General features: G+C 68.8%; 19 protein-coding genes. 13 read left to right on the forward strand and 6 right to left on the reverse strand.

Annotated features, from left to right (window positions below; genetic code table 11):
* The first annotated feature begins 74 nt into the window (after positions 1 to 74).
* The 5 genes from IWC96_RS09720 (at position 75) to IWC96_RS09740 (ending at position 6,443) form a co-directional block, all read left to right on the forward strand.
* On the forward strand, positions 75 to 971 hold the full coding sequence (locus IWC96_RS09720) for a class I SAM-dependent methyltransferase (RefSeq protein ID WP_021698042.1): 897 nt from the start codon (positions 75 to 77) through the stop codon (positions 969 to 971).
* On the forward strand, positions 968 to 1,702 hold the full coding sequence (locus IWC96_RS09725; RefSeq protein WP_021698041.1) for a pseudouridine synthase: 735 nt from the start codon (positions 968 to 970) through the stop codon (positions 1,700 to 1,702). Before IWC96_RS09720 ends, IWC96_RS09725 begins: the two co-directional genes overlap by 4 nt.
* Positions 1,703 to 1,739: 37 nt before the next feature.
* Entirely contained in the window at positions 1,740 to 2,432 is a 693-nt protein-coding gene (mtgA, locus tag IWC96_RS09730; protein WP_021698040.1) for a monofunctional biosynthetic peptidoglycan transglycosylase, read from the forward strand.
* A 94-nt stretch (positions 2,433 to 2,526) separates the two neighbouring features.
* Positions 2,527 to 4,389, forward strand: a complete 1,863-nt coding sequence (locus IWC96_RS09735) for a M2 family metallopeptidase (protein WP_045319223.1) — start codon at positions 2,527 to 2,529, stop codon at positions 4,387 to 4,389.
* A 164-nt stretch (positions 4,390 to 4,553) separates the two neighbouring features.
* Positions 4,554 to 6,443 (forward strand): ubiquitin-activating E1 FCCH domain-containing protein, encoded by a 1,890-nt coding sequence (locus IWC96_RS09740; protein WP_196838811.1) that lies wholly within the window; start codon positions 4,554 to 4,556, stop codon positions 6,441 to 6,443.
* 63 nt (positions 6,444 to 6,506) lie between these two features.
* On the opposite strand, the gene IWC96_RS09745 is transcribed toward IWC96_RS09740, so the two are convergent.
* On the reverse strand, positions 6,507 to 7,445 hold the full coding sequence (locus tag IWC96_RS09745; RefSeq protein WP_262423502.1) for an isopenicillin N synthase family oxygenase: 939 nt from the start codon (positions 7,443 to 7,445) through the stop codon (positions 6,507 to 6,509).
* 163 nt (positions 7,446 to 7,608) lie between these two features.
* Here IWC96_RS09745 and IWC96_RS09750 point away from each other — a divergent pair, with 163 nt between their 5' ends.
* Positions 7,609 to 8,280: an OmpA family protein gene (locus IWC96_RS09750; protein WP_045319219.1), complete on the forward strand. Its 672-nt coding sequence runs from the start codon at positions 7,609 to 7,611 to the stop codon at positions 8,278 to 8,280.
* A gap of 132 nt (positions 8,281 to 8,412) precedes the next feature.
* Complete coding sequence (locus tag IWC96_RS09755; RefSeq protein ID WP_021698033.1) at positions 8,413 to 8,589, forward strand: hypothetical protein; 177 nt, start codon at positions 8,413 to 8,415, stop codon at positions 8,587 to 8,589.
* A 3-nt stretch (positions 8,590 to 8,592) separates the two neighbouring features.
* Here IWC96_RS09755 and IWC96_RS09760 read toward each other — a convergent pair whose 3' ends face one another.
* Positions 8,593 to 9,768, reverse strand: coding sequence for an acetyl-CoA C-acetyltransferase (locus IWC96_RS09760; RefSeq protein ID WP_021698032.1), 1,176 nt, complete (start codon positions 9,766 to 9,768; stop codon positions 8,593 to 8,595).
* A 156-nt stretch (positions 9,769 to 9,924) separates the two neighbouring features.
* On the opposite strand from IWC96_RS09760, the gene IWC96_RS09765 reads away from it, so the two are divergent.
* The 3 genes from IWC96_RS09765 to IWC96_RS09775 all read left to right on the forward strand — a co-directional run bounded on the left by IWC96_RS09765 (position 9,925) and on the right by IWC96_RS09775 (position 11,720).
* Positions 9,925 to 10,623 carry a hemolysin III family protein gene (locus tag IWC96_RS09765; RefSeq protein ID WP_021698031.1) on the forward strand — a complete coding sequence of 233 codons (699 nt, stop codon included), beginning with the start codon at positions 9,925 to 9,927 and terminating at the stop codon, positions 10,621 to 10,623.
* 78 nt (positions 10,624 to 10,701) lie between these two features.
* Positions 10,702 to 11,364, forward strand: a complete 663-nt coding sequence (gene phaR / locus IWC96_RS09770; protein WP_021698030.1) for a polyhydroxyalkanoate synthesis repressor PhaR — start codon at positions 10,702 to 10,704, stop codon at positions 11,362 to 11,364.
* Complete coding sequence (locus tag IWC96_RS09775) at positions 11,361 to 11,720, forward strand: hypothetical protein (protein ID WP_021698029.1); 360 nt, start codon at positions 11,361 to 11,363, stop codon at positions 11,718 to 11,720. The genes phaR and IWC96_RS09775 overlap by 4 nt, the downstream gene beginning before the upstream one ends.
* Before the next feature lie 145 nt (positions 11,721 to 11,865).
* Here the strand turns inward: IWC96_RS09775 and IWC96_RS09780 are convergent, their stop codons facing one another.
* Positions 11,866 to 12,297: a hypothetical protein gene (locus IWC96_RS09780; protein WP_021698028.1), complete on the reverse strand. Its 432-nt coding sequence runs from the start codon at positions 12,295 to 12,297 to the stop codon at positions 11,866 to 11,868.
* Positions 12,298 to 12,450: 153 nt separating this feature from the next.
* Here IWC96_RS09780 and IWC96_RS09785 point away from each other — a divergent pair, with 153 nt between their 5' ends.
* Both IWC96_RS09785 and IWC96_RS09790 read left to right on the forward strand, forming a co-directional pair.
* Positions 12,451 to 14,346 carry a glycosyltransferase family 39 protein gene (locus IWC96_RS09785; RefSeq protein WP_196838813.1) on the forward strand — a complete coding sequence of 632 codons (1,896 nt, stop codon included), beginning with the start codon at positions 12,451 to 12,453 and terminating at the stop codon, positions 14,344 to 14,346.
* The gene (locus IWC96_RS09790) at positions 14,343 to 15,257 is read left to right on the forward strand and encodes a hydroxymethylglutaryl-CoA lyase (RefSeq protein WP_196838814.1); all 915 of its coding nucleotides are present in this window, start codon (positions 14,343 to 14,345) and stop codon (positions 15,255 to 15,257) included. Before IWC96_RS09785 ends, IWC96_RS09790 begins: the two co-directional genes overlap by 4 nt.
* Positions 15,258 to 15,281: 24 nt before the next feature.
* On the opposite strand, the gene IWC96_RS09795 is transcribed toward IWC96_RS09790, so the two are convergent.
* From IWC96_RS09795 to IWC96_RS09805, 3 genes are all read right to left on the reverse strand, one after another.
* Positions 15,282 to 16,241, reverse strand: a complete 960-nt coding sequence (locus tag IWC96_RS09795; RefSeq protein WP_045319394.1) for a hypothetical protein — start codon at positions 16,239 to 16,241, stop codon at positions 15,282 to 15,284.
* A 305-nt stretch (positions 16,242 to 16,546) separates the two neighbouring features.
* Positions 16,547 to 18,478: a threonine--tRNA ligase gene (gene thrS, locus IWC96_RS09800; protein WP_021698561.1), complete on the reverse strand. Its 1,932-nt coding sequence runs from the start codon at positions 18,476 to 18,478 to the stop codon at positions 16,547 to 16,549.
* 78 nt (positions 18,479 to 18,556) lie between these two features.
* Positions 18,557 to 19,816 (reverse strand): aspartate kinase, encoded by a 1,260-nt coding sequence (locus IWC96_RS09805; protein ID WP_021698562.1) that lies wholly within the window; start codon positions 19,814 to 19,816, stop codon positions 18,557 to 18,559.
* Between the two features lie 54 nt (positions 19,817 to 19,870).
* Between IWC96_RS09805 and ubiG the strand changes: the two genes are divergently transcribed.
* On the forward strand, positions 19,871 to 20,677 hold the full coding sequence (gene ubiG / locus IWC96_RS09810; protein WP_021698563.1) for a bifunctional 2-polyprenyl-6-hydroxyphenol methylase/3-demethylubiquinol 3-O-methyltransferase UbiG: 807 nt from the start codon (positions 19,871 to 19,873) through the stop codon (positions 20,675 to 20,677).
* Positions 20,678 to 20,724 lie beyond the last annotated feature (47 nt).

Consider the following 20,724-nt stretch of genomic DNA (forward strand, 5'->3'; position numbering starts at 1 on the left):
CGGGGGTGTCACGGCGGCGGGACGGATCATCCCCATCGCTTCGCAGGCGGCGGCGGACCGGCTATAGCGCGGCCATGACCAGCATTCTCTATGGCCGCCCCCCGGCGGTGTTCGATCCGCCCGCCGACGCCGTCCAGACCTCGCCCCTGATCCCCGGCTCGGCCGATCTGGCGGAGGTTTCGGCCGGATCGCTGGATGCCGCCACCATCCTCGCGCCCCCCGGCGTGCTGGAACGGCGGTATGTGCTGGCGCTGGCCCTGCAGGCGCTGAAGCCGGGCGGGCGGCTGGACGTCATGGCGCCCAAGCTCAAGGGCGGGTCGCGCCTGGGCAAGGAGCTGCGCGAGTTCGGGCTGGAGCCCGTCGAGAGCGCCAAGGCCCACCACCGGCGCTGTGAGCTGGTGCGGCCCCGGGACGTCACCGGGCTGGACGCCGCCATCGAGGCCGGGGCGGCGCGCCGTGTGCCCGGGCTGGACGCCTGGTCCCAGCCGGGCGTGTTCGGATGGGACCGCATCGACGGCGGCACGGCCCTGCTGGCCGCCAGCCTCCCGGCTCTGAAGGGCGCGGGTGCGGACCTGGGCTGCGGTTTCGGCGCCCTGTCCACCGTGGCGCTGGCCTCGCCCGCCGTGACCAGCCTGGACATGATCGATCTGGACCGGCGGGCGGTTGAGTGCGCGCGGCGCAATGTGGAGGACCCTCGCGTACGTCTGCACTGGGCCGACGCCCGGACAATGGACCTGACGGAGCTGAACTTCGTGGTCATGAACCCGCCGTTCCACGACGGCGGGGCCGAGGACAAGGCGCTGGGTCAGGCCTTCATCCGAAAGGCGGCGGCCATGCTGAAAAAGGGCGGCGTGCTGTGGATGGTGGCCAACCGCCACCTGCCTTACGAGGCCGAACTGAACGCCGCCTTCGCAAGGGTCCGGCCCGTGGCGGACAAGGGCGGCTACAAGGTGTTCGAGGCGGTGAAGTGAGCAAGACCCAGACGTCCCGTATCGACAAGCTGCTGTCCAACATGGGCTACGGGTCGCGCACCGAGATCGGGCGGCTGGCGCAGGCGGGCGGCATCGTGCTGGACGGCGTGGACGTGGCGGATGTGTCGAAACGCATCCCCGTGACCCCTGACCTGTCGCAGCGCATGCAGATCGATGGGGCGCCGCTGGACCCGCCGCCGGGTCTGGTGCTGCTGCTGAACAAGCCGCTGGGCATGACCTGTTCCCACAAGGAAGACGGGGCCCTCGTCCACGACGTCCTGCCCGACCGCTGGCGCCGGCGCGACCCGGCCATATCCACCATCGGGCGACTGGACAAGGACACCTCGGGCCTGCTGCTGCTGACCGACGACGGGGACTTCCTGCACCGTGTGATTTCGCCCCGGCGCCATGTGGCCAAGGTCTATCGCGCGACGCTGGCCCGGCCGCTGGCGGGGACCGAAGGCGCCCTGTTCGCCTCGGGCGAACTGATGCTGGAGGGCGAGGCCAAGCCGCTGGCCCCGGCGGAGCTGGAAATCATCACACCCACCGAAGCGCGGCTGACGGTGACCGAGGGCCGCTATCATCAGGTGCGGCGCATGTTCGCCGCCGTGGGCAACCATGTGGAGGCCCTGCACCGTGAGCGCGTCGGCGGCCTGACCCTGCCCGACGATCTTGAGCCGGGTCAGTGGCGGCTGCTGGCGCCGGACGAGGCGGCGCGGGTGTTCGACTGACGCTTGCCGCCCGGCGCGGCTCGCGTATCAATGCCCCATGACAAAAGAACGAGAGGGGCGGCGGGGGCGGCCTCTTCTGATCCTGGCCCTGATCATTCTGCTGCTGCCGCTGGGCGGGGTGCTGATGCACGCCGTGGCGCCGCCCCCGACCACCCTGCTGATGCTGACGCGGGTGATCGAGGGCGAGGGCGTCGACTATCGCTGGCGCTCCCTGAACCACATCTCGCCCCATCTGGTGCGGGCGGTGATCGCGGCCGAGGATTCGCGCTTCTGTTCGCACCGGGGCTTCGACATGGAGGCCATCGAACAGGCGCTGGAGCGCAACCGGCGCGGCGGTCAGGTGCGCGGCGGCTCCACCATCAGTCAGCAGACCGCCAAGAACGTCTTCCTGTGGCCCCAGCGCAGCTGGGTGCGGAAAGGACTTGAGGCGGGCTACACCGTGCTGATCGAGACGGTCTGGCCCAAGCGCCGCATCATGGAGGTCTATCTGAACGTGGCCGAGTGGGCGCCCGGGGTCTACGGCGCCGAGGCGGCGGCCCGGCACTGGTTCGGCGTTTCGGCGGCCGATCTCAGCGCCTCCCAGGCGGCGCGGCTGGCGGCCATCCTGCCCAGTCCGCGCCGCTATCAGGCCGCCAGTCCCGGCCCCTATGTGCGTCGTCGCGCAAGCCAGATTCAGGCCGCCATGGGCACCGTCCGCAACGATGGTCTGGCGAACTGCGTTCTGGATTGAGACCCTGACGGCCGAGGCTTGACGGGACGCACGGCGGCGCTTCCCATGCGCGCCATCAAAGGGGCCGGCTCAGGGCTCCATGAAGGAGATCAAGATGAAACGCCTGCTGATGGCCGCGACGGCGGCCTGCGCCCTCACCACGGGCCTCGTCGCCTGCGCGAGCATGGAGGCCCAGGCGCAAGGCCCGGCGCCCGCCCCGACCGCCGCGACCAGCGCCTTCCCCGCCACGCCGGAGGGCGCGCGCGCCTTCGTGCTGGACGCAGAAGCCCGCCTCACGGACGTGGCCGAATACGCCGCGCGCGTGGCCTGGGTGCGCAACACCTACATCATCCACGACACCATGTGGCTGGAGGCCCGGGCCAACACCGAATACACCGAGCTGGGCGTCGAGCTGGCCAACGCCGCGGCCCACTTCAACGATGTGGACGCCGATCCCGAGACCCGCCGCAAGCTGGACATCCTGCGCCAGGGCCTGACCATGCCGGCCCCCAACCGCCCCGGCGCGGCGGCTGAACTGGCCGAGATCGCCACGCGCCTGGACTCCACCTACGCCACAGGCCGCTTCGAATACCAGGGCCGCCAGCTGACCCTGAACGAGGCCGAGGAGATCATCGCCGAATCCCGCGATCCGGAAGTGACCCGCGCCATGTACGAGGGCTGGCGCACCATCTCTCCCGGCATGGCCGAGGACTACGCCCGGCTGGTGGAGGTCGCCAATGAGGGCGCGCGCGAGCTGGGCTACGCCGACACCGGCGCCATGTGGCGCTCGGGCTATGACATGGACCCGGACGCCTTCGCCGCCGAGACCGATCGGCTGTGGGCCCAGGTCCAGCCGTTCTACGAGAACCTGCACTGCTATGTGCGCGCCCGCCTGAACGAGCGTTACGGCGACGAGGTCCAGCCCGCCACAGGCCCGATCCGCGCCGATCTTCTGGGCAACATGTGGTCCCAGCAGTGGGGCAACATCTATGACGTGGTGGCGCCCGCCAACCTGCCGGAATCCACCGTCGACCTGACCGAGCTGCTGGTGGCGGCGGACTATGACGCCGAGCAGATCGCCCGCACATCCGAGCGGTTCTACACCTCCATCGGCCTGGACCCGTTGCCCGACACCTTCTGGGAGCGGTCGCAGATCACGCGACCCGAGGGGCGCGAGGTGGTGTGCCACGCCTCGGCCTGGAACCTGGACAATGTGGACGACCTGCGCATCAAGATGTGCACGCGGGTCAACGCCGAAGACTTCCAGACCATGCACCACGAGCTGGGCCACAACTATTACCAGCGCGCCTACAACCAGCAGCCCTTCCTGTTCCGCAACGGCGCCAACGACGGCTTCCACGAGGCGATCGGCGATTTCGCGGCCCTGTCGGCGGCCACGCCCACCTATCTGAGCCAGATCGACCTGCTGGACACCGTCCCCGGCGAGGAGGAGGACATCACCTTCCTGCTGCGCATGGCCATGGACAAGATCGCCTTCATGCCGTTCGGCCTGATGGTCGATCGCTGGCGCTGGGACGTGCAGTCGGGCGCGACGACGCCGGCGCAATACAACGATGCCTGGTCGGCCAATATGCTGCGTTATCAGGGCCTGGTCCCGCCCGGACCGCGCCCGGACAACGCCTTCGACCCCGGCGCCAAGTACCATGTGCCCGGCAACGTGCCCTACACACGCTACTTCCTGGCCCACATCTACCAGTTCCAGTTCCACCGCGCGGCCTGCGACATCGCCGGCTGGGACGGGCCGCTGCACCGCTGCTCGGTCTACGGGAACGAGGAAGTGGGTCGGCGCTTCAACGCCATGATGGAGATGGGCATGTCCCAGCCCTGGCCCCGGGCCATGGAAGCCTTCACCGGCTCGCCCGAGAACGACGCCACGGCGGTGGCCCAGTATTTCGCCCCGCTGGACACCTGGCTGACCGAACAGAACCGCGGCCAGGACTGCGGCTGGGAGGCCTGACGGATCATCCCGTCCGCCTTCGCCCGGGCGGACGGGACACCCTTTTTTTCGGGATGGGTGACGGGCGTTAACCCAGCCCGTTGAGCCTTTTCTTTACCTGGATCGTCCATTCTCGGCGTCTGACGCGGACATGAGGTCCGCCACGGATGCGGGGGTTCCGGCGCATGGCGACGCGGCTGGGCGGTTTCACGCGTTTGATGCGCAGCTTCGCGCGCGCCCGGCACGGCGGCGTGGCGATGATGTTCGCCCTGGCCCTGCCGGTGCTGGCCATGACCGCCCTGGTGGGCGTGGACGTGCACCGCATCTCCACCGTGCGCGCCAATCTACAGGACGCTCTGGACGCCGCGGCCCTGGCGGCCGCCCGGTCATCCCACATGGACGACGCCGGCATCACGACCGTAGGCATGGCCGCCCTGCGCGCCAACCTTCAGGCCTATCCCCAGATCGCCCTGCGCGAGGACCTTACAACCTTCCACCTGACCGAAGACGGCGCGGTGATCGCGAACTCCAAGGTGGACGTGGACACCCTGGTGGCCAACATCTTCCTGCCCCCCTACGGCCAGGTCCTGGAGGATCAGGTGCAGGTGGGCGTGGAATCCGAGGTGCTCCGTTCGTCCACCAATCTTGAGGTGGCCCTGGTGCTGGACATCACCGGGTCCATGGCCGGCAGCCGCATCGCCACCCTGCGCGACTCCGCCACCGAGCTGGTGGAGCTGGTCGTGCAAACCCAGCAGACGCCCTACTACTCCAAGGCGGCGATCATTCCGTATGCCATGGGCGTGAACCTCGGCTCCATGGCCAACGCCGCGCGCGGAACACCGCCGTCCAGCCGCAACATCACAGGCGCCGCCTGGTCCACCGGATCCACCCGGACGATCTCCGCGATCTCGAAGAGCAACAGCCGCATCACGGTCACCTCCAACGGCCACGGCTTCCAGACCGGCGACTTCGTCTATGTCTGGGACGTGGGCGGCATGACCCAGATCAATGATCAGGCGTTCCGGGTCCGGCGCGTGAACACCAACACCTTCCGCCTGCAGACCGCGTCCGGCCAGGACATCAATCCCTATTCCTACGGAAATTACTGGGGCAACGGCCGGGTTGTGGAGTGCCAGCGCAACGACTGCGCCGTCACCATCACCTCGAACAACCACGGGTTCCAGAACGGCGGCCAGGTCCGCATCTTCAATGTGAACGGCCTGAACACCCTGAACGACACGACCTACGTCGTGGCCGACCGCACGGCCAACACCTTCGTGCTGTCCGGCTCGAACCCGCGCGGCCAGAGCTATTCGTCCGGCGGCACGGCGTGGTGCGCGGATTATGGCTGCCAGTACTTCACCTACACCGGTCGATGGGGCGCGGAGCGGACCAGCCAGATCAGCACCTGCGTCAGCGAACGGACCGGGGCCGACGCCTACACCGACCGCTCGCCCGCCGAGGCGCGTGTGGGGGCCAACTATCCGATTCCCGGCAACAACTGCCCGTCCAACGCCCTGGTCCCCCTGACCAGCGACCGCACCTATCTGACCCAGCAGATCGGCCAGCTTACGGCGGGCGGCTCCACCGCCGGACAGGTGGGGCTGGCCTGGGGCTGGTACGCGGTTTCCCCCAACTTCAACAGCCTGTGGCCCAGCACCATGAACCGCGCCGCAGCTTACGGCTCCAACAACCTGCTCAAGGTCGTGGTGATGATGACCGACGGCGAGTTCAACACGCCCTACTGCGACGGCGTCATCGCCCAGAACGCCGGGGCCGGCAGCGGCGACACCAACTGGCACAACCGCTGTGACGCCCAGAACGGCAGCCCCTTCCAGCAGGCGGTGGAGCTGTGCGACGCCATGAAGGATGAGGACATCATCATCTATACGGTGGGTCTGGACGTCGCCAACGCGAACGACGACACCCCCAATGTGGTGGACACCGCCCGTGAGGTCATCGAGTCCTGCGCCACCAGCGCGGATCACGTCTATCTGCCCAGCGGCGACACCGACCTGCGCGAGGCCTTCCGCGCCATCGCCCGCAGCATTTCGGACCTGCGCATCGCCCGCTAGAGCCTTTGAACGGGACCGAAATCTGAGCCCGGTCGGAAGGCGTCCGACTGAACCGATTTCGGTCTAGAGCAGCCGGATCTCGCGCAGGCGCTGCAGCAGATAGTCCTCGGCCGTGATCCCTTCCGGATAGCGATCCGGATTGTCGGCCGAGACGCAGCTGTCCAGGGTGCGGATTTCGTATTCCGGCTCGAAATGCAGGAAGAACGGGGTGGAGTAGCGCGAGAAGCCGCGCCGCTCCGGCGCCGGATTGACCACCCGATGGGTGGTGGACGGCAGCACATGGTTGGTCAGGCGCTGCAGCATGTCGCCGATGTTGACCACCAGGGCGCCCGGCGGCGGCGCGATGGACAGCCACCGTCCGTCCCGGTCCAGCAGTTGCAGCCCCGCCTCCTCGGCGCCCAGCAACAGGGTGATGACGTTGATGTCCTCGTGGGCTCCGGCCCGCACGCCCGGCGCGTCGGCTGGCACCGGCGGATAGTGCAGCAGGCGCAGCACCGAATTGCCCAGCGCCACCTTGTCGGCGAAGAAGTCGTCGGGAAGTTCGAGGTACCGCGCGATGGCCCGCAGCAGCTTGCCGCCCAGGGCGTCCAGCGCCTGGAACATCCCGTAGACGTGGGCCTCGAAGGTCGGGACCTCGGCGGGCCAGACGTTGTCCCGCATGTATTTGCGGTAGGGGTGCCCTTCAGGCAGTTCGCGCCCGGCGTGCCAGAATTCCTTCAGGTCCACGGCCTTGGCGTCCTTGGCCGCCTCGACGCCGAAGGGCGTGTAGCCGCGCGCCCCGCCGGTGCCGGGCTGGTGATAGGCCCGCTTGACCCCGTCGGGCAGGGCGAAGAAGGCCTTGGCGTCGTCCAGCGCCGCCCCGATCACCGCCTCGTCCAGCCCGTGGTCCGCCACCACGGCGAAGCCGTAGCGGGCGAAGGACGCCCCCAGGTCGTCGGCAAAGCCCTGAAATTCCGCATCGAAGCGGGTCATGGAGACGGGAATGATGGCGCTGTCGGTCACGGGAAATCTCGCGGAGGTGAACGAAGGCCGTCTTACGCCGTTCATCATCCCGATGGCAAAAGGTCGTTATGGCTTCGCTTCAAGCGGCCGCACCGGAACCTTGGCCTTTCGCCAGGCGTTCCAGTGGCTGGGTCACTCAAGAAACCCTGGAAGGACTACCCTCATGAACATCAAGATGATCGCCGGCGTCAGCGTCGCGGCCCTGCTGGCCGCCGCCTGCACCACCACCGACCCCTATCGCACCGACGCGCCGCGCAACAACACCGCGACGGGCGCCATCGCCGGCGCGCTGGGCGGCGCCGTGCTGGGCTATCTGACCAACACCAACAATTCCGAAGAGGGCCGCAAGAACGCCCTGATCGGCGCCGGCGTCGGCGCCCTGGGCGGCGCGGCCATCGGCCAGTACATGGACCGCCAGCAGCGCGCCATGGAGGCTGAACTGTCCGGCTCCGGCGTCGGCGTGGCGCGTCAGGGGGACAACCTGGTGCTGCGCATGCCCGGCGACGTGACCTTCCCCACCAACAGCGCCGACATCAACCAGCGCTTCCATCCCGTCCTGGCGGACGTGGCGCGGGTCATGAACGAGTATGACCGCTCGGTGGTGGACATCATCGGCCACACCGACTCCACGGGCGGCGACCACATCAACCAGCCCCTGTCGGAACGGCGCGCGGCATCGGTGGCCCAGTTCCTGATCAGCGAAGGCGTGATGCGCGAGCGCCTGTACGTGGCGGGCGCCAGCTCGCGCAATCCGATCGCGTCCAATGACACCGTGGACGGCCGCAGCCAGAACCGTCGCGTCGAGATCCTGATCCGGCCGCTGACGGCGAACTGATCAACACAGTTGCGTGAAAATGGCGAAGGCGGCGGGAAACCGCCGCCTTTTCCTTTGGTTGCGCTTGCGAAGCAGCCCGCGCTCATGCTGTTCTGAATCCAGCGTTCGCCCATGGGCGAGCCCGGAGGCGGCATGGATCACCACAACGATGACGACGATGTCTGGGAGGGCTTTCGCCTGACCGGCGTGGCCGTGGTCTCCGCCTTCATCGTCGCCGCCCTGGTCATCGGCGCGGGCGGCGCCGTCCTGCCCGCCCTGCTGGACGAGCCTGACGCCGCCCCCGTGCTCCGGGCCTCGATCGACCGCTAGGCGCTAGACCGCCTCCACGCACATGGCCACGCCCATGCCGCCGCCGATGCACAGGGTGGCCAGGCCCTTCTTCGCGCCGGACCGCTTCATCTCGTGCAGCAGGGTGGTCAGCACCCGCGCGCCCGAGGCGCCGATGGGATGGCCGATGGCGATGGCGCCGCCGTTCACGTTCACCCTGGCGGTGTCCAGGCCCAACTCCTTCACCACGCACAGGGACTGGGCGGCGAAGGCTTCGTTGGATTCGATCAGGTCCAGATCGCCCACGGACCAGCCCGCGTTGGCCAGCGCCTTCCTCGACGCCGGGATCGGGCCCGTGCCCATGATGGCCGGATCCACGCCCGCCGTGGCCCACGATGCGATGCGCGCCAGCGGCTTCAGCCCGCGCTTGGCCGCCTCGTCCGCCGTCATCAGCACCACCGCGGCGGCGCCGTCGTTCAGGCCCGAGGCGTTGGCGGCGGTCACCGACCCGTCCTTGGCGAAGGCGGGGCGAAGCTTCTCCATGGCCTCGATGGTGGCGCCGTGGCGGATGTACTCGTCCTTGTCGACCACCACGTCCCCCTTGCGGGTCGAGATCGTCACCGGCGCGATCTCGTCGTCGAATTTGCCGGCCTTCTGGGCGGCCTCGGCCTTGTTCTGGCTGGCCACGGCGAAGGCGTCCTGGTCGGCGCGGGCGATGGACCACTTGTCGGCGATGTTCTCGGCGGTCTGGCCCATGTGATAGCCGTTGAAGGCGTCCCACAGACCGTCCTTGATCATGGTGTCGGTGAACGACAGGTCCCCCATCTTCTGGCCGTTGCGCAGATTGGCCGCGTGGGGCGCCTGGCTCATGCTCTCCTGCCCGCCGGCCACCACGATCTTCGCGTCGCCCGCCGTGATCTGCTGCAGGCCCAGGGCCACCGCGCGCAGGCCCGAGCCGCACAGCTGGTTCAGGCTCCACGCCGGCGACTCCACCGGCACGCCCGCCGCCACAGCGGCCTGACGGGCCGGGCCCTGACCGGCGCCGGCCTGCAGCACCTGGCCCATGATCACCTCGTCCACCTCTTCGGGCTTCACGCCCGCGCGCTCCAGCGCCGCCTTGATGGCCACGGCGCCCAGTTCATGGGCCGGCAGGGAGGACAGTGCGCCGAGGAAGGAGCCGACGGGGGTGCGGGCGGCCGAGACGATGACGATGTCGGACATGGGATTTCACTCCGGGAGGAATTTCAGTGTGGCGGTTCTGCCTCAACGGGAGCGTTTCGTCACCCGAAAGCCGTCGATTCAGCGGATCGTCACCATGTCAGGGCCATGCTGGGCGGGAACAATAGGCGCGTTTCGCCGCTTGAAAAGGTCATGCTCATGTTGTTCCGCCGCTTCGCCACGCACATCCGCACGCCCGACGAGCAGGACATGGCGGAGCATTACCGCACGCGCGCCGAGCGGCTGGCGGACAAGTGGGTGCACATCGTCGGCCTGGCCCTGGCGGCCGTCGGCGGAGTCATCCTGGCGGTGCTGTCGGCGGTTTACGGCGGAGTCGGCACGGCTATGGCCACGGCGATCTACGCCCTGTGCCTGATCGCCATGCTGACCTGCTCGACCGTCTACAACCTGACCCACCCCTGCGCCGCGCGCCCGGTGCTGCGGCGCATGGATGAGGCGGCCATCTTCCTGATGATCGCCGGCAGCTACACCCCCTTCACCGTCCTGCGGTTCGAGGGCGCCTGGTCCATCGGCTTCACGCTCCTGGTGTGGGGTTTCGCCCTGGCCGGGGTGTTCGCCAAGATGCTTGCGCCGCGCATCTCCGACGCCTTCTGGAGCGGGGTCTATGTGCTGTTCGGCTGGCTGGCGGTGTTCGCGCTCAAGCCGATGATCGAGACCGTCCACCCCGTGGCCCTGACCCTGCTGGTGGCGGGCGGGCTGATCTACACCGCCGGGGTCTTCATCTTCATCAACCAGCGCGTCAAGTTCCGCCGCGCCATCTGGCACGGCTTCGTGGTGGCCGGGGCCGGAACCCACTGGGCCGCGATCCTCGTGGGTGTCGTTCTGGCGCCCGTCTGAGCCATTTCGCAATGCACTGGCGTCCGGCGCCGCGCTGCGGGATAATGCCCCGTTCGAAAAACAACAGACGGTGACAGCGTGGCGGACACCCAACCGGAAGTCGGCAAGAAATCCAGCAAGGCCCAGACCGGCAAGGGCGACAGGTCTGGGGGCGACACCGTCGTCATCAAGAAATACGCCAACCGGCGTCTCTACAACACCGCCACCAGCGCCTATGTGACGCTCGAGGATCTGGCGGCCATGGTCCGCGAGGGCGTCGACTTCGTGGTCTATGACGCCAAGACCAGCGACGACCTGACCCGTCAGGTCCTGACCCAGATCATCTTCGAGGAGGAAAGCCGGGGCGAGGCCCTGCTGCCGGTCCAGTTCCTGCGCCAGCTGATCGGCTTCTACGGCGGCCAGATGCAGTCGGTCCTGCCCAGCTATCTGGAGCTGTCTCTCGATAATTTCGTGCGCCAGCAGGAGCAGTTCCGCTCCCAGTTCTCGCGCGCCTTCGGGGCGACGCCGGGTGTGGGCATGTTCGACGAGCAGGTGAAACAGAACATCGCCATGTTCGAGCGGGCCATGAAGATGTTCACCCCCATGGCCTATGCGCCCAAGGTCGAGCCTGAGAAGCCCGCCGAAGCCGCGCCCGCCGCCGGCGACGCCGCCCTGAACGAGATGCGACGCCAGATGGAGGAGATGCGCGCCCAGCTGGACCGTCTGGCCGGGGCCCAGACCGGGGAGCCCGGCAGGAAATGACCGGTCCGGTGCGCCCTGTCGGCCCGGTTGAGCCGCGCGGCCCCCAGCGCCGCACCGGCGACCGCCGTCAGGGGGACGAACGGCGCGACGGCGAGCCGCGCCCCGCGCGCGCCCTTGTGCCCTCAGATGACCAACCCGCGCCCGCCGACGAGCCCGCGCCCGCGCCAAAGCCGCCGAACCCGGTCCAGCCTTCGGTCTTCGCCGCCCAGATGATCGGCCAGACCGGGGCCCGCAAAGGCCTCAAGGGGGGTCCGCCGGTGCTGGACGCCGCGCGCGGCAGCTATCTCGGGACCGAATATTCTGGGTCCGGCGACCGGCGCCCGAAACCCGGAAAGACCACCCGCACCGACATCTGATCCAACGCCCGGTCTGGCCCGGTCCTTGCAGTCCTGAACGGAGACCTCCGCCTTCAGGGACTGCCGACCATGACCGCCCTCGCCGCCCGCGCCTTTGACGTTCTCGCCGTGGCCCTGGTTTTCCTGGCCTTCGGCTGAGCCGGGATCAGCCCGCAGCCGTGCCGATGTCGAAGTCCTTGCGCGCGCTGATGATGGTCACGATGAACCCGGCCAGCACGTCCAGCAGCACCATCACCGTGATCAGGAAGAAGGTCGAGGTCGCGAATCCGCGCAGCAGCAGGAACGCGATCAGGCAGACCACGAACAGGATCATCGACAGGGCGTGATTGATGATCGCGATCTTCTGGCTGGACGTGGATTTCAGCAGCTCGAAGAACAGCAGGATCAGCGAGAACAGGATCAGCAGATCCCCAGGCCCGACGGTCCAGGTGGCGCCCGAGGTCATGGGAATGGTGAACAGCGAGTCCCTGAGCGCGGCGTCGGCGCCGGCGGCGGTGAATCCTCCATCCATGCCGAAGATCACGATCAGGGTGTAAAGCAGCACCGGAATGGCCAGCAGCGGCAAGGCGATCAGCATGGTCGTCCCCCTCGGATCGTTTCAGGTCAGGCGCGGCGGCGCCCGTTCATAAGGGTTAATACCGCCGTTCGATCCGTTTCGCCACGGCTTCGCTTGTGACGCGAGGAAAGGATTTCTGGAGACGGCGGGCGCGGGCGTGATACAGGAACGACGATGCAGCGACCCGACCTTGACCGCCTGATCCTCGGCTGGCGCGGCCCGGCGCTGGCGGCCCTGATCGCTCTGATCGCGGGTCTGCCGGGCCTGATCATGACCCCCGTGCTGGACCGCACCGAGGCGCGCACGGCCCAGGTCAGCGCCCGCATGCTGGAGCGGGGCGACTGGATCGACACCCGCGCCGACGACCAGGACCGCATCCGCACCGCCGTCGGCCTGCACTGGTTTCAGGCCGCCGCCACCGCCCTGACCTCCGACGTCCAGGACCGCGACATCCGCCCCTACCGCCTGCCGTCCCTGCTGGGAGCGATGCTGGCGGCCTGGGCCTGCGCCTGGGGGGCGTCCGTGCTGTTCGGCGCCCGCGCCGGGTTCCTGGCCGGGGCCCTGCTGGGCGGCGCCTTCCTGATGTCCACCCTGGCGGGCGTAGCCCAGGCCAACGCCCTGCTGGCCGGTCTGATCACTTTGATGATGGCGGCTTTGGCGCGCCTGTATGTGCTGGCCCGCGAGGGCGAGGCGGAGGCCTCGGCCAGCGGCGGGCCGCCGCCCCGCCTGCCCCGGCCCCTGAAGCTGGTCGTCTGGGGCGCGCTGGGCGGCGCGATACTGGTGGGCGGCCTGACCGCCCCGCTGGTGGTCGGCCTGGCGCTGGTCACCCTGGGCCTGATGGATCGGCGCTGGGCCTGGATGCGACGGCTGGGCTGGCTGAGCGGCCTGCCCCTGCTGGCGCTCATCCTCGGCCCCTGGGCCATCGCCGCCACCGTCTCCACAGACGGCGAGGTCTGGCGCCACGCCCTGAACGACAACATCCTGGCCCGGATCATCCGCGGCGAGGCGGACTGGGGCCTGCCCGGGCGGCATCTGCTGCTGGCGCCCCTGCTGCTGTTCCCCCTGACCCTGATGCTGCCCGCGGCCCTGGAGACCGGCCTGACCCGCCGGGCCGAGCCGGGGGTGCGCTTCGCCGTGGCCTGGCTGGTTCCGGCCTGGCTGCTGTTCGAACTGGCGCCCGACCCCATGTGGCACCAGACCTTGCCGCTGTACGGCGCCGTGACCTGGCTGGCGGCCGCGTCCCTGACCCGTCCTCTCAGCCGGGTCTCGCGCTGGGCCGGCACGGCGCTGGCGGTTCTGGGCGGGGTCTATGTGCTGGGCGCGGCCCTCTACGCCCTGTCCGAGTTCGGCGGCGAGGCGTCCCAGGCCTGGGCCACGCCCACCATCGGCCTGACCCTGGCGGCGGCGGCCATCGGCGGCTTCCTGCTGTATCACCGCATGGGGGTGGCGGCGGTCCTGATCTCGCTGGCCCTCGGCATCCTCGCCCACGCCAGCCTTGCGGGCCTGATGCGCAATCTGGAGCCCCTGTGGGTCTCGCCGCGCCTCAAGGCCGCCATGATCGAGACCGGCCTGCACCCGGTCGAGGGGCGCCTGCCCGGGCCGGTGGCGGTGACCGGCTACAGCCAGCCCAGCGTGCTGTTCCTGTTCGGCTCGGCCGCGCGCATCACCGACGAGGCCGGGGCCGCCGCCGCCATCGCCGCGGGCCGTCCCGCCGTGGTCGAGGCGCGGCAGGATGCGAACTTCCGCGCCGCCCTCAACCGCCTGGGCGCCGAGGCCCGCGCCGAGGACCGGGTCGAGGGCGTCAACTACGCCAACGGCGACCGGGTCGAGCTGATCCTCTATCGCCCCGCGCCCCGGCCCGCCCCCGCGCGCCGCCCCACGCGGCCAGAGGTTGATCCTGAACCGGCGCTGCTGGATCCCGACGCCGAACCGGGGACCGAAGACCCGACCCTGCTCGATCCGGATGCGACCGCTGCTGATCCCGCGACCGACACGGCGACGCCCGCCGAAGATCCGGACACGCCCGTGGCCTCGCCCGAGCCAGAGCCTGAACCCGAGCCCGACCAGTGAGCCGCTTCATCCAGATCGTCGAGGTCGGTCCCCGCGACGGCCTCCAGAACGAGGCCGCCGTGCTGGAGCCCGCCGTGCGCGCCGGGTTCGTGCGGCGGCTGGAGGCGGCCGGCGCGCGCCGCATCGAGGCGGTCAGCTTCGTGCATCCCAAATATGTGCCCCAGATGGCCGGGGCCGAAGAGGTCATGGCCGACCTGCCCCCGGCGACCGGGCGCAGCCGCATCGGCCTGGTGCTGAACGCCAAGGGCTATGACCGCGCCCTCACAACCGGGGTGGACGAGGTCAATGTCTCGGTGGCCGCCACCGACGGCTTCGGCCTGAAGAACCAGGGTCTGGACCTGAAGGGTCAGGCGGCCATGCTGGCCGACATCGTGGCCCGCCGTCACAACGCCGCCCCGGGCGATGCGGCGCCGTCCCTGTCGGTGACCATTTCGTGCGTCTGGGGCTGTCCCTTCGACGGCGAGGTGTCGGTGGATCAGATCGCCGATCTCGTCGGCCGCATCGGCGCCCTGGGCGTGGACGAGATCGCCCTGGCCGACACCATCGGCGCCGGCGATCCCTGGGCCGTGACGAAGAAGGTCGAGGCCGCGCGCAAGGCCGCGCCGGACGCGAAGCTGCGCCTGCACTTCCACGATACGCGCAACACGGGACTGGCCAACGCCTATGCGGGGGTCGAGGCGGGCGTGGACATTCTGGACGCCTCGGTGGGCGGCATCGGCGGCTGTCCCTTCGCGCCCGGCGCCACCGGCAACATCGGAACCGAGGACCTCGTGTACATGCTGCACCGGGGCGGCTTCGAGACCGGCTATGATCTGGACGCCCTGATCGAGACGGCCCGCTGGGTCGGCCAGCGCCTCGGCAAGACGCCCCCCTCCAGCCTCAGCCGCGCCGGCCCGTTCCCGAAAGCCTGATCCAGGGCGTGTGCTCTATGCGCCCTAATCCGTAGGGCCGAGTGTTTCTTCCTCTTCGCTCAAGCCAAGCTCCCGCGCGAGATTGAGGGCGATGGAGGAAAGGTTTGCGCCGGTTGTGGAGGCGGTCTGGGGCGCCCCATAAAGGGCTTGCAAATAGGCGCGATCCCAACGGGTCATAACCGGCTCCTGCGTGCCCTCCTCGCTGAACAGGTCGAGAATTGACGGGTACGCTGGGTCAACATCCGGATCTATCTGGGCCAGGGCGATCATGGCCACATAGTCGGTGATCTGGATGAAATCGGCCTGTTCGAGCGCCGCCACATCCAGCACGATGATCACCTGCATCAGGTCGTCCCGCGTGTGGTCCATCACAGATGAACCGGCTACAGTCCTGCCGTAGGGGCCCAGATCGGCTGGCGACCTTATTTGCTGTGCGGCAAATGGGGGTTGCCCTGGAAGCCGCACCACCGGAAGGCCGGTGTCATCGTTCACGGGCAGGCTGACGTGCCACCATCGTACCAGGCGGGGAGTGTTCTGAAACGCATCCAGGGCCGCGCGGCCCCGGTCGGAGCCGGAAGCGCCGAGACGAAACTCGCGGGGATGGGAAGCGACCAGTTCGCGCGCAGTCGCATTCCCGTCCTCGGTCGCCGTGACGATGATGCTGGGGCGACAGCCCGGCTCTTCGATCTCGAGACCGACACTGTACGCCCAGTCGGACACGCGGTCGGCCATGAAACGGGAGGCTTCCGCCTGCATGCCGAGTACACCGACGCAGACTGACTCGCGCCATAACGCCGCCTTGCGACCGGGGATCGGCGCGGCCACCGAACTGACGAAGGCTTCAGCCGCCTCTCGGGCGCGCTCACCGACGACGACCACTTCCTCTACCTCAGTTGGGCCGTCCTGCGCAGCCAATTGAATGGGGGCGCCGGGCTGAACGCCCGCCACTAGCAGGGTGGAGGAAAAGATCAGAACAGAAATCAACCCACAACCCTAGCTTGACGAAGCGCTACCATAGGTGGCATCGTACCATAAAGAATGTATCGGCGGCAGCTTTGTTGTCGTTATCGTTCACGGCAGCGGGTGCTACGTCCCTGAAATGGTTTCTACGCCATGGTCGAGACCGCAGGCGGCAATGCTTATACCCAATGGCGGCACGACGCCGTTTCACCTTGATCGACTGCTGGGGGTCTCTGACACCCTGATCAGGGAGGATCGGGTCGATCTCTGCTTCCCACCCGCTGCAACGGTTCGGGGCGTCTGCTGTCCGGCAGGGCGCCCTGCGCCCCTTATGAGTTCGCCCGCTTCAGGTCCGGCGGCGTGGCCTCGTCGGTGAGGACGCGGATGGCCTCCTCAACCGTCAGGATCTCCTGGGCCTGGGAGCCGAGGCGGCGCAGGGCCACCTTGCCCTCTGCGGCTTCGTTGCGGCCCACCACGGCGATCACCGGAACCTTGCCCACAGAGTGCTCGCGCACCTTGTAGCCGACCTTCTCGTTCCTCAGGTCCGTCTCGACCCGCAGGCCGGCGGCCTTGAACTTCGCGGCCACTTCCTCGGCATAGCCGTCGGCGTCGGAGGTGATCGTCGCCACCACCGCCTGCACCGGGGCCAGCCACAGGGGGAAGGCCCCGGCGTAGTTCTCGATCATGATGCCGATGAAGCGCTCGAACGACCCCAGGATCGCCCGGTGCAGCATCACCGGCCGGTGCTTCTGGCCGTCCTCGGCGATGTAGGAGGCGTCCAGACGCTCGGGCAGCACATAGTCCAGCTGGATGGTGCCGCAGGTCCATTCCCGCCCGATGGCGTCCTTGACGATGAAGTCCAGCTTGGGCGCGTAGAAGGCGCCGTCGCCCTCGGTGACCACCGGTTCGGTGCCCGCCGCGCGGGCGGACTCGGCCATCAGGGCCTCGGCCTTGTCCCAGAACTCGTCGGACCCGGCCCGCACCTCGGGCCGCGTGCCCAGGCTGATGTAGGCGGTCTCCATGCCCAGATCGGCGTGGACGCTGCGCGCCAGTTCGATGAAGGCCGAGGTCTCGGCGACGATCTGGTCCTCGCGGCAGAAGATGTGGGCGTCGTCCTGGGTGAAGCCGCGCACCCGCATCAGGCCGTGCAGGGCGCCGGAGGGCTCATAGCGGTGGCAGGCCCCGAACTCGGCCATGCGCAGGGGCAGTTCGCGGTACGACCGCTGGCCCTGATCGAAGATCTGCACGTGGCCGGGGCAGTTCATGGGCTTCAGGCTGAGGGTCTCGCCCTCCACCGTCTCGCACACGAACATGTTGGGCCGGTATTTCTCCCAGTGGCCCGAGGCCTCCCAGAACTTCCGGTCCAGCACCTGGGGCGTCTTGACCTCCACATAGCCGGCCGCGTCCAGGCGGCGACGCATGTAGTCCTCGATCACCCGCCACAGCACCCAGCCCTTGGGGTGCCAGAACACCATGCCCCGGCCCTCTTCCTGCATGTGGAAGAGCTCCATGGCGCGGCCGACCTTGCGGTGGTCGCGCTTCTCGGCCTCCTCGAGGCGCTGCAGGTGGGCGTCCAGATCCTCTTTCGTGGCCCAGGCGGTGCCGTAGATGCGCTGCAGCTGGGCGTTGCGGTGGTCGCCGCGCCAGTAGGCGCCCGCCAGCTTGGTCAGCTTGAAGGCCTTGCCCACGAACTTCGTCGACGGGAAGTGCGGGCCCCGGCACAGGTCCAGCCACTCGCCCTGACGATAGACGGTGATGGTCTCGGCTTCGGGCAGGTCGCGGATGATCTCGGCCTTGTAGGCCTCGCCGATGCCCTCGAAATATTTGATCGCCTCGTCGCGGTCCCAGACCTCGCGCTCCAGCCGCGCGCCCTTGTCGATGATCTCGGCCATCTTCTTCTCGATGGCGGCGAAGTCGTCGGTGGAGAAGGGCTCGTCGCGGGCGAAGTCGTAGTAGAATCCGTCCTCGATGGCCGGGCCGATGGTGACCTGGGTGCCGGGGAACAGGCTCTGCACCGCCTCGGCCATGACGTGCGCGGCGTCGTGGCGGATGGTGGCCAGGGCCGCCGGGTCCTCGCGCATCAGCAGGCGGAAGTCGCCGCTGGTCTCAAGGGTGCGGTCCAGGTCCAGCTGGGCGCCGTTCAGCTCGACCAGCGCGGCTCTCTTGGCCAGCGACGGCGAAATGGACGCGGCCACCTCGCGGCCCGTCACACCTGCAGGGTACTGGCGCGCGGCGCCGTCGGGAAATTTCAGCTCGATCATGATGGCGCTGTCTTAACGGCGGGCGCGCCCACGGCATAGCCCCTGAGGCGCTCAAGCTTCAATCGTGACCGCTGTGGTTTACGCAGCTTCCAGACCATAGGCGCCGTGCAGCGCCCGCACCGCCAGTTCGGCGTAGGCGGCGTCGATCAGCACGCTGATCTTGATCTCGGAGGTGGAGATGGCCTGGATCTTCACGCCCTTGTCGGCCAGGGCCTGGAACATGGTCTGGGCCACGCCTGCATGGCTGCGCATGCCGACGCCGATGACCGAGACCTTGGCCACGTCCTCGTCCACCGCCACTTCCTCGAAGCCCAGCTCGCCCTGGGCGGCGCGGGTCAGGTCGGCGGCGCGCGAGGCGTCGCGGCGGCCGGTGGTGAAGGTCAGGTTCACGGTCTCAGGCGTGCGGGCCCGGGACTGGACGATCATGTCCACGTTCACATTGGCCTCGGCCAGCAGGGTGAACAGCCGCGCCGTGGTCTCGATCCGGTCCGGCAGGCCCAGCAGGGTGATGCGAGCCTCGTCGCGGCTCATGGTCACGCCCGACACGATGCGCTTTTCCACGATCTCGTCCTCTTCACAGATCAGGGTGCCCGACTTCTCGGGCAGGTTTCCGTTCTCGTCCGGTTCGATGAAGCTGGACAGCACCCGCACGGGCACCTGCTTCGCCATGGCCAGCTCCACCGAGCGGGTCTGCAGCACCTTGGCCCCCAGCGACGCCATCTCCAGCATCTCTTCGTAGGACACCCGCTCCAGCCGGCGCGCCTTCTGTTCGATGCGGGGGTCGGTCGTATAGACCCCGTCCACGTCGGTGTAGATGTCGCACGGGCATTCCAGCGCCGCGGCCACCGCCACCGCCGAGGTGTCCGAGCCGCCCCGGCCCAGGGTCGTGATGCGGCCATCGCGGGTCACGCCCTGAAAGCCCGGCACCACCGCCACCTGTCCGGAGTCCACCGCCGCGCCCAGCACCGCGCCGGGAATGTCCTCGATGCGCGCCCGGCCGTGGGCGTCGTCGGTGAGGATGGGGATCTGCCAGCCCATCCAGCTGCGGGCGTCCAGACCCAGATTGCGCAGGGTCAGGGCCAGCAGACCCGCCGTCACCTGTTCGCCCGAGGCCACCACCACGTCGTATTCGTCGTCGGACAGGGCCACGCCCGCTCCCGGCTTGCCCGCCCCGTCGGTCCAGGCCACCAGCTCATTGGTCTTGCCCGCCATGGCCGAGACCACCACCGCCACCTTGCGCCCGGCCTTGACCTCCGCGGCGACGATGCGCGCGGCGCGGCGGATGCGCTCCAGGTCCCCCATGGAGGTGCCGCCGAACTTCATCACCAGCCGCGTCATCGTGGCGCGAATCCCCCGTTGCAAACCGCGGCCCGGGCGTTCATCCCTTGAGCCATGGCCGCTTCTAGTCACACCCGCCCGGCGCGAGAAGCCCCGCCGCCGCAAGAAATCCTCGCCGAGGGCGCCAGCGGCGCTTCCATCGACCCGGCCGACGTGGCGCGCTTCTCGGCCCAGGCGGCGGAATGGTGGGACGCCAAAGGGCCTTTCGCGCCCCTGCACAAGTTCAATCCGGCCCGGCTGGCCTTCGTGCGCGATCAGGCCGCCGCCCGCTTCGGCCGCGACGTCCGCGCCCGCAAGCCGTTCCAGGGCCTGTCCCTGCTGGACGTGGGCTGCGGCGGCGGGCTGATCGCCGAGCCCATGAGCCGGCTGGGCTTTTCCGTCACCGCCGTCGACGCCTCGGCCGAGAACATCGGCACCGCCCGCGCCCACGCCGAGCCGCAGGGCCTGCCCATCACCTACCGGGCCGCCACGGTCGAACAGCTGGAGGCCGAGGGCGCAGGGCCCTTCGACGTGGTCCTGACCATGGAGGTGATCGAGCATGTGCGCGATCCGGAAGCCTTCATCCGCACCTGCTCGCGGCTGGTGGCCCCCGGCGGTCTGATGATCGTGGCCACCCTCAACCGCACCCTCAAGTCCCTGGCCCTGGGCAAGGTGGCCGCCGAGTACGTCCTGCGCTGGGTGCCCGCCGGCACCCACGACTGGCGCCAGTTCCTCAAGCCTGACGAAATCCGCCTGATGCTGTCCCATGAGCCGGTGGCGGTGGAAGGCCCGTACGGGATCGCGTATGATCCGCTGTCTGATCAGTGGTCGCAGGGCGTGGACGCGGACGTGAACTACATGATGGTCGCCACCCGCGACTGACGCTTGAAATATAATAGTTTCAACAACTTCTGGGGAGGAGTCATGTT

Origin of the sequence: Brevundimonas sp. BAL450 (assembly GCF_015767455.1) — a bacterium.
Classification (GTDB): Bacteria; Pseudomonadota; Alphaproteobacteria; order Caulobacterales; family Caulobacteraceae; genus Brevundimonas; species Brevundimonas abyssalis.

Bases quoted from the DNA above. Each gene is read 5' to 3' on its own strand.
- IWC96_RS09720 (WP_021698042.1), top strand. From the start codon at position 75: ATGACCAGCATTCTCTATGGCCGCCCCCCGGCGGTGTTCGATCCGCCC.
- mtgA (WP_021698040.1), top strand. From the start codon at position 1,740: ATGACAAAAGAACGAGAGGGGCGGCGGGGGCGGCCTCTTCTGATCCTG.
- IWC96_RS09735 (WP_045319223.1), top strand. From the start codon at position 2,527: ATGAAACGCCTGCTGATGGCCGCGACGGCGGCCTGCGCCCTCACCACG.
- IWC96_RS09740 (WP_196838811.1), top strand. From the start codon at position 4,554: ATGGCGACGCGGCTGGGCGGTTTCACGCGTTTGATGCGCAGCTTCGCG.
- IWC96_RS09750 (WP_045319219.1), top strand. From the start codon at position 7,609: ATGAACATCAAGATGATCGCCGGCGTCAGCGTCGCGGCCCTGCTGGCC.
- IWC96_RS09755 (WP_021698033.1), top strand. From the start codon at position 8,413: ATGGATCACCACAACGATGACGACGATGTCTGGGAGGGCTTTCGCCTG.
- IWC96_RS09760 (WP_021698032.1), bottom strand. From the start codon at position 9,768: ATGTCCGACATCGTCATCGTCTCGGCCGCCCGCACCCCCGTCGGCTCC.
- IWC96_RS09765 (WP_021698031.1), top strand. From the start codon at position 9,925: ATGTTGTTCCGCCGCTTCGCCACGCACATCCGCACGCCCGACGAGCAG.
- IWC96_RS09775 (WP_021698029.1), top strand. From the start codon at position 11,361: ATGACCGGTCCGGTGCGCCCTGTCGGCCCGGTTGAGCCGCGCGGCCCC.
- IWC96_RS09780 (WP_021698028.1), bottom strand. From the start codon at position 12,297: ATGCTGATCGCCTTGCCGCTGCTGGCCATTCCGGTGCTGCTTTACACC.
- IWC96_RS09785 (WP_196838813.1), top strand. From the start codon at position 12,451: ATGCAGCGACCCGACCTTGACCGCCTGATCCTCGGCTGGCGCGGCCCG.
- thrS (WP_021698561.1), bottom strand. From the start codon at position 18,478: ATGATCGAGCTGAAATTTCCCGACGGCGCCGCGCGCCAGTACCCTGCA.
- IWC96_RS09805 (WP_021698562.1), bottom strand. From the start codon at position 19,816: ATGACGCGGCTGGTGATGAAGTTCGGCGGCACCTCCATGGGGGACCTG.
- ubiG (WP_021698563.1), top strand. From the start codon at position 19,871: ATGGCCGCTTCTAGTCACACCCGCCCGGCGCGAGAAGCCCCGCCGCCG.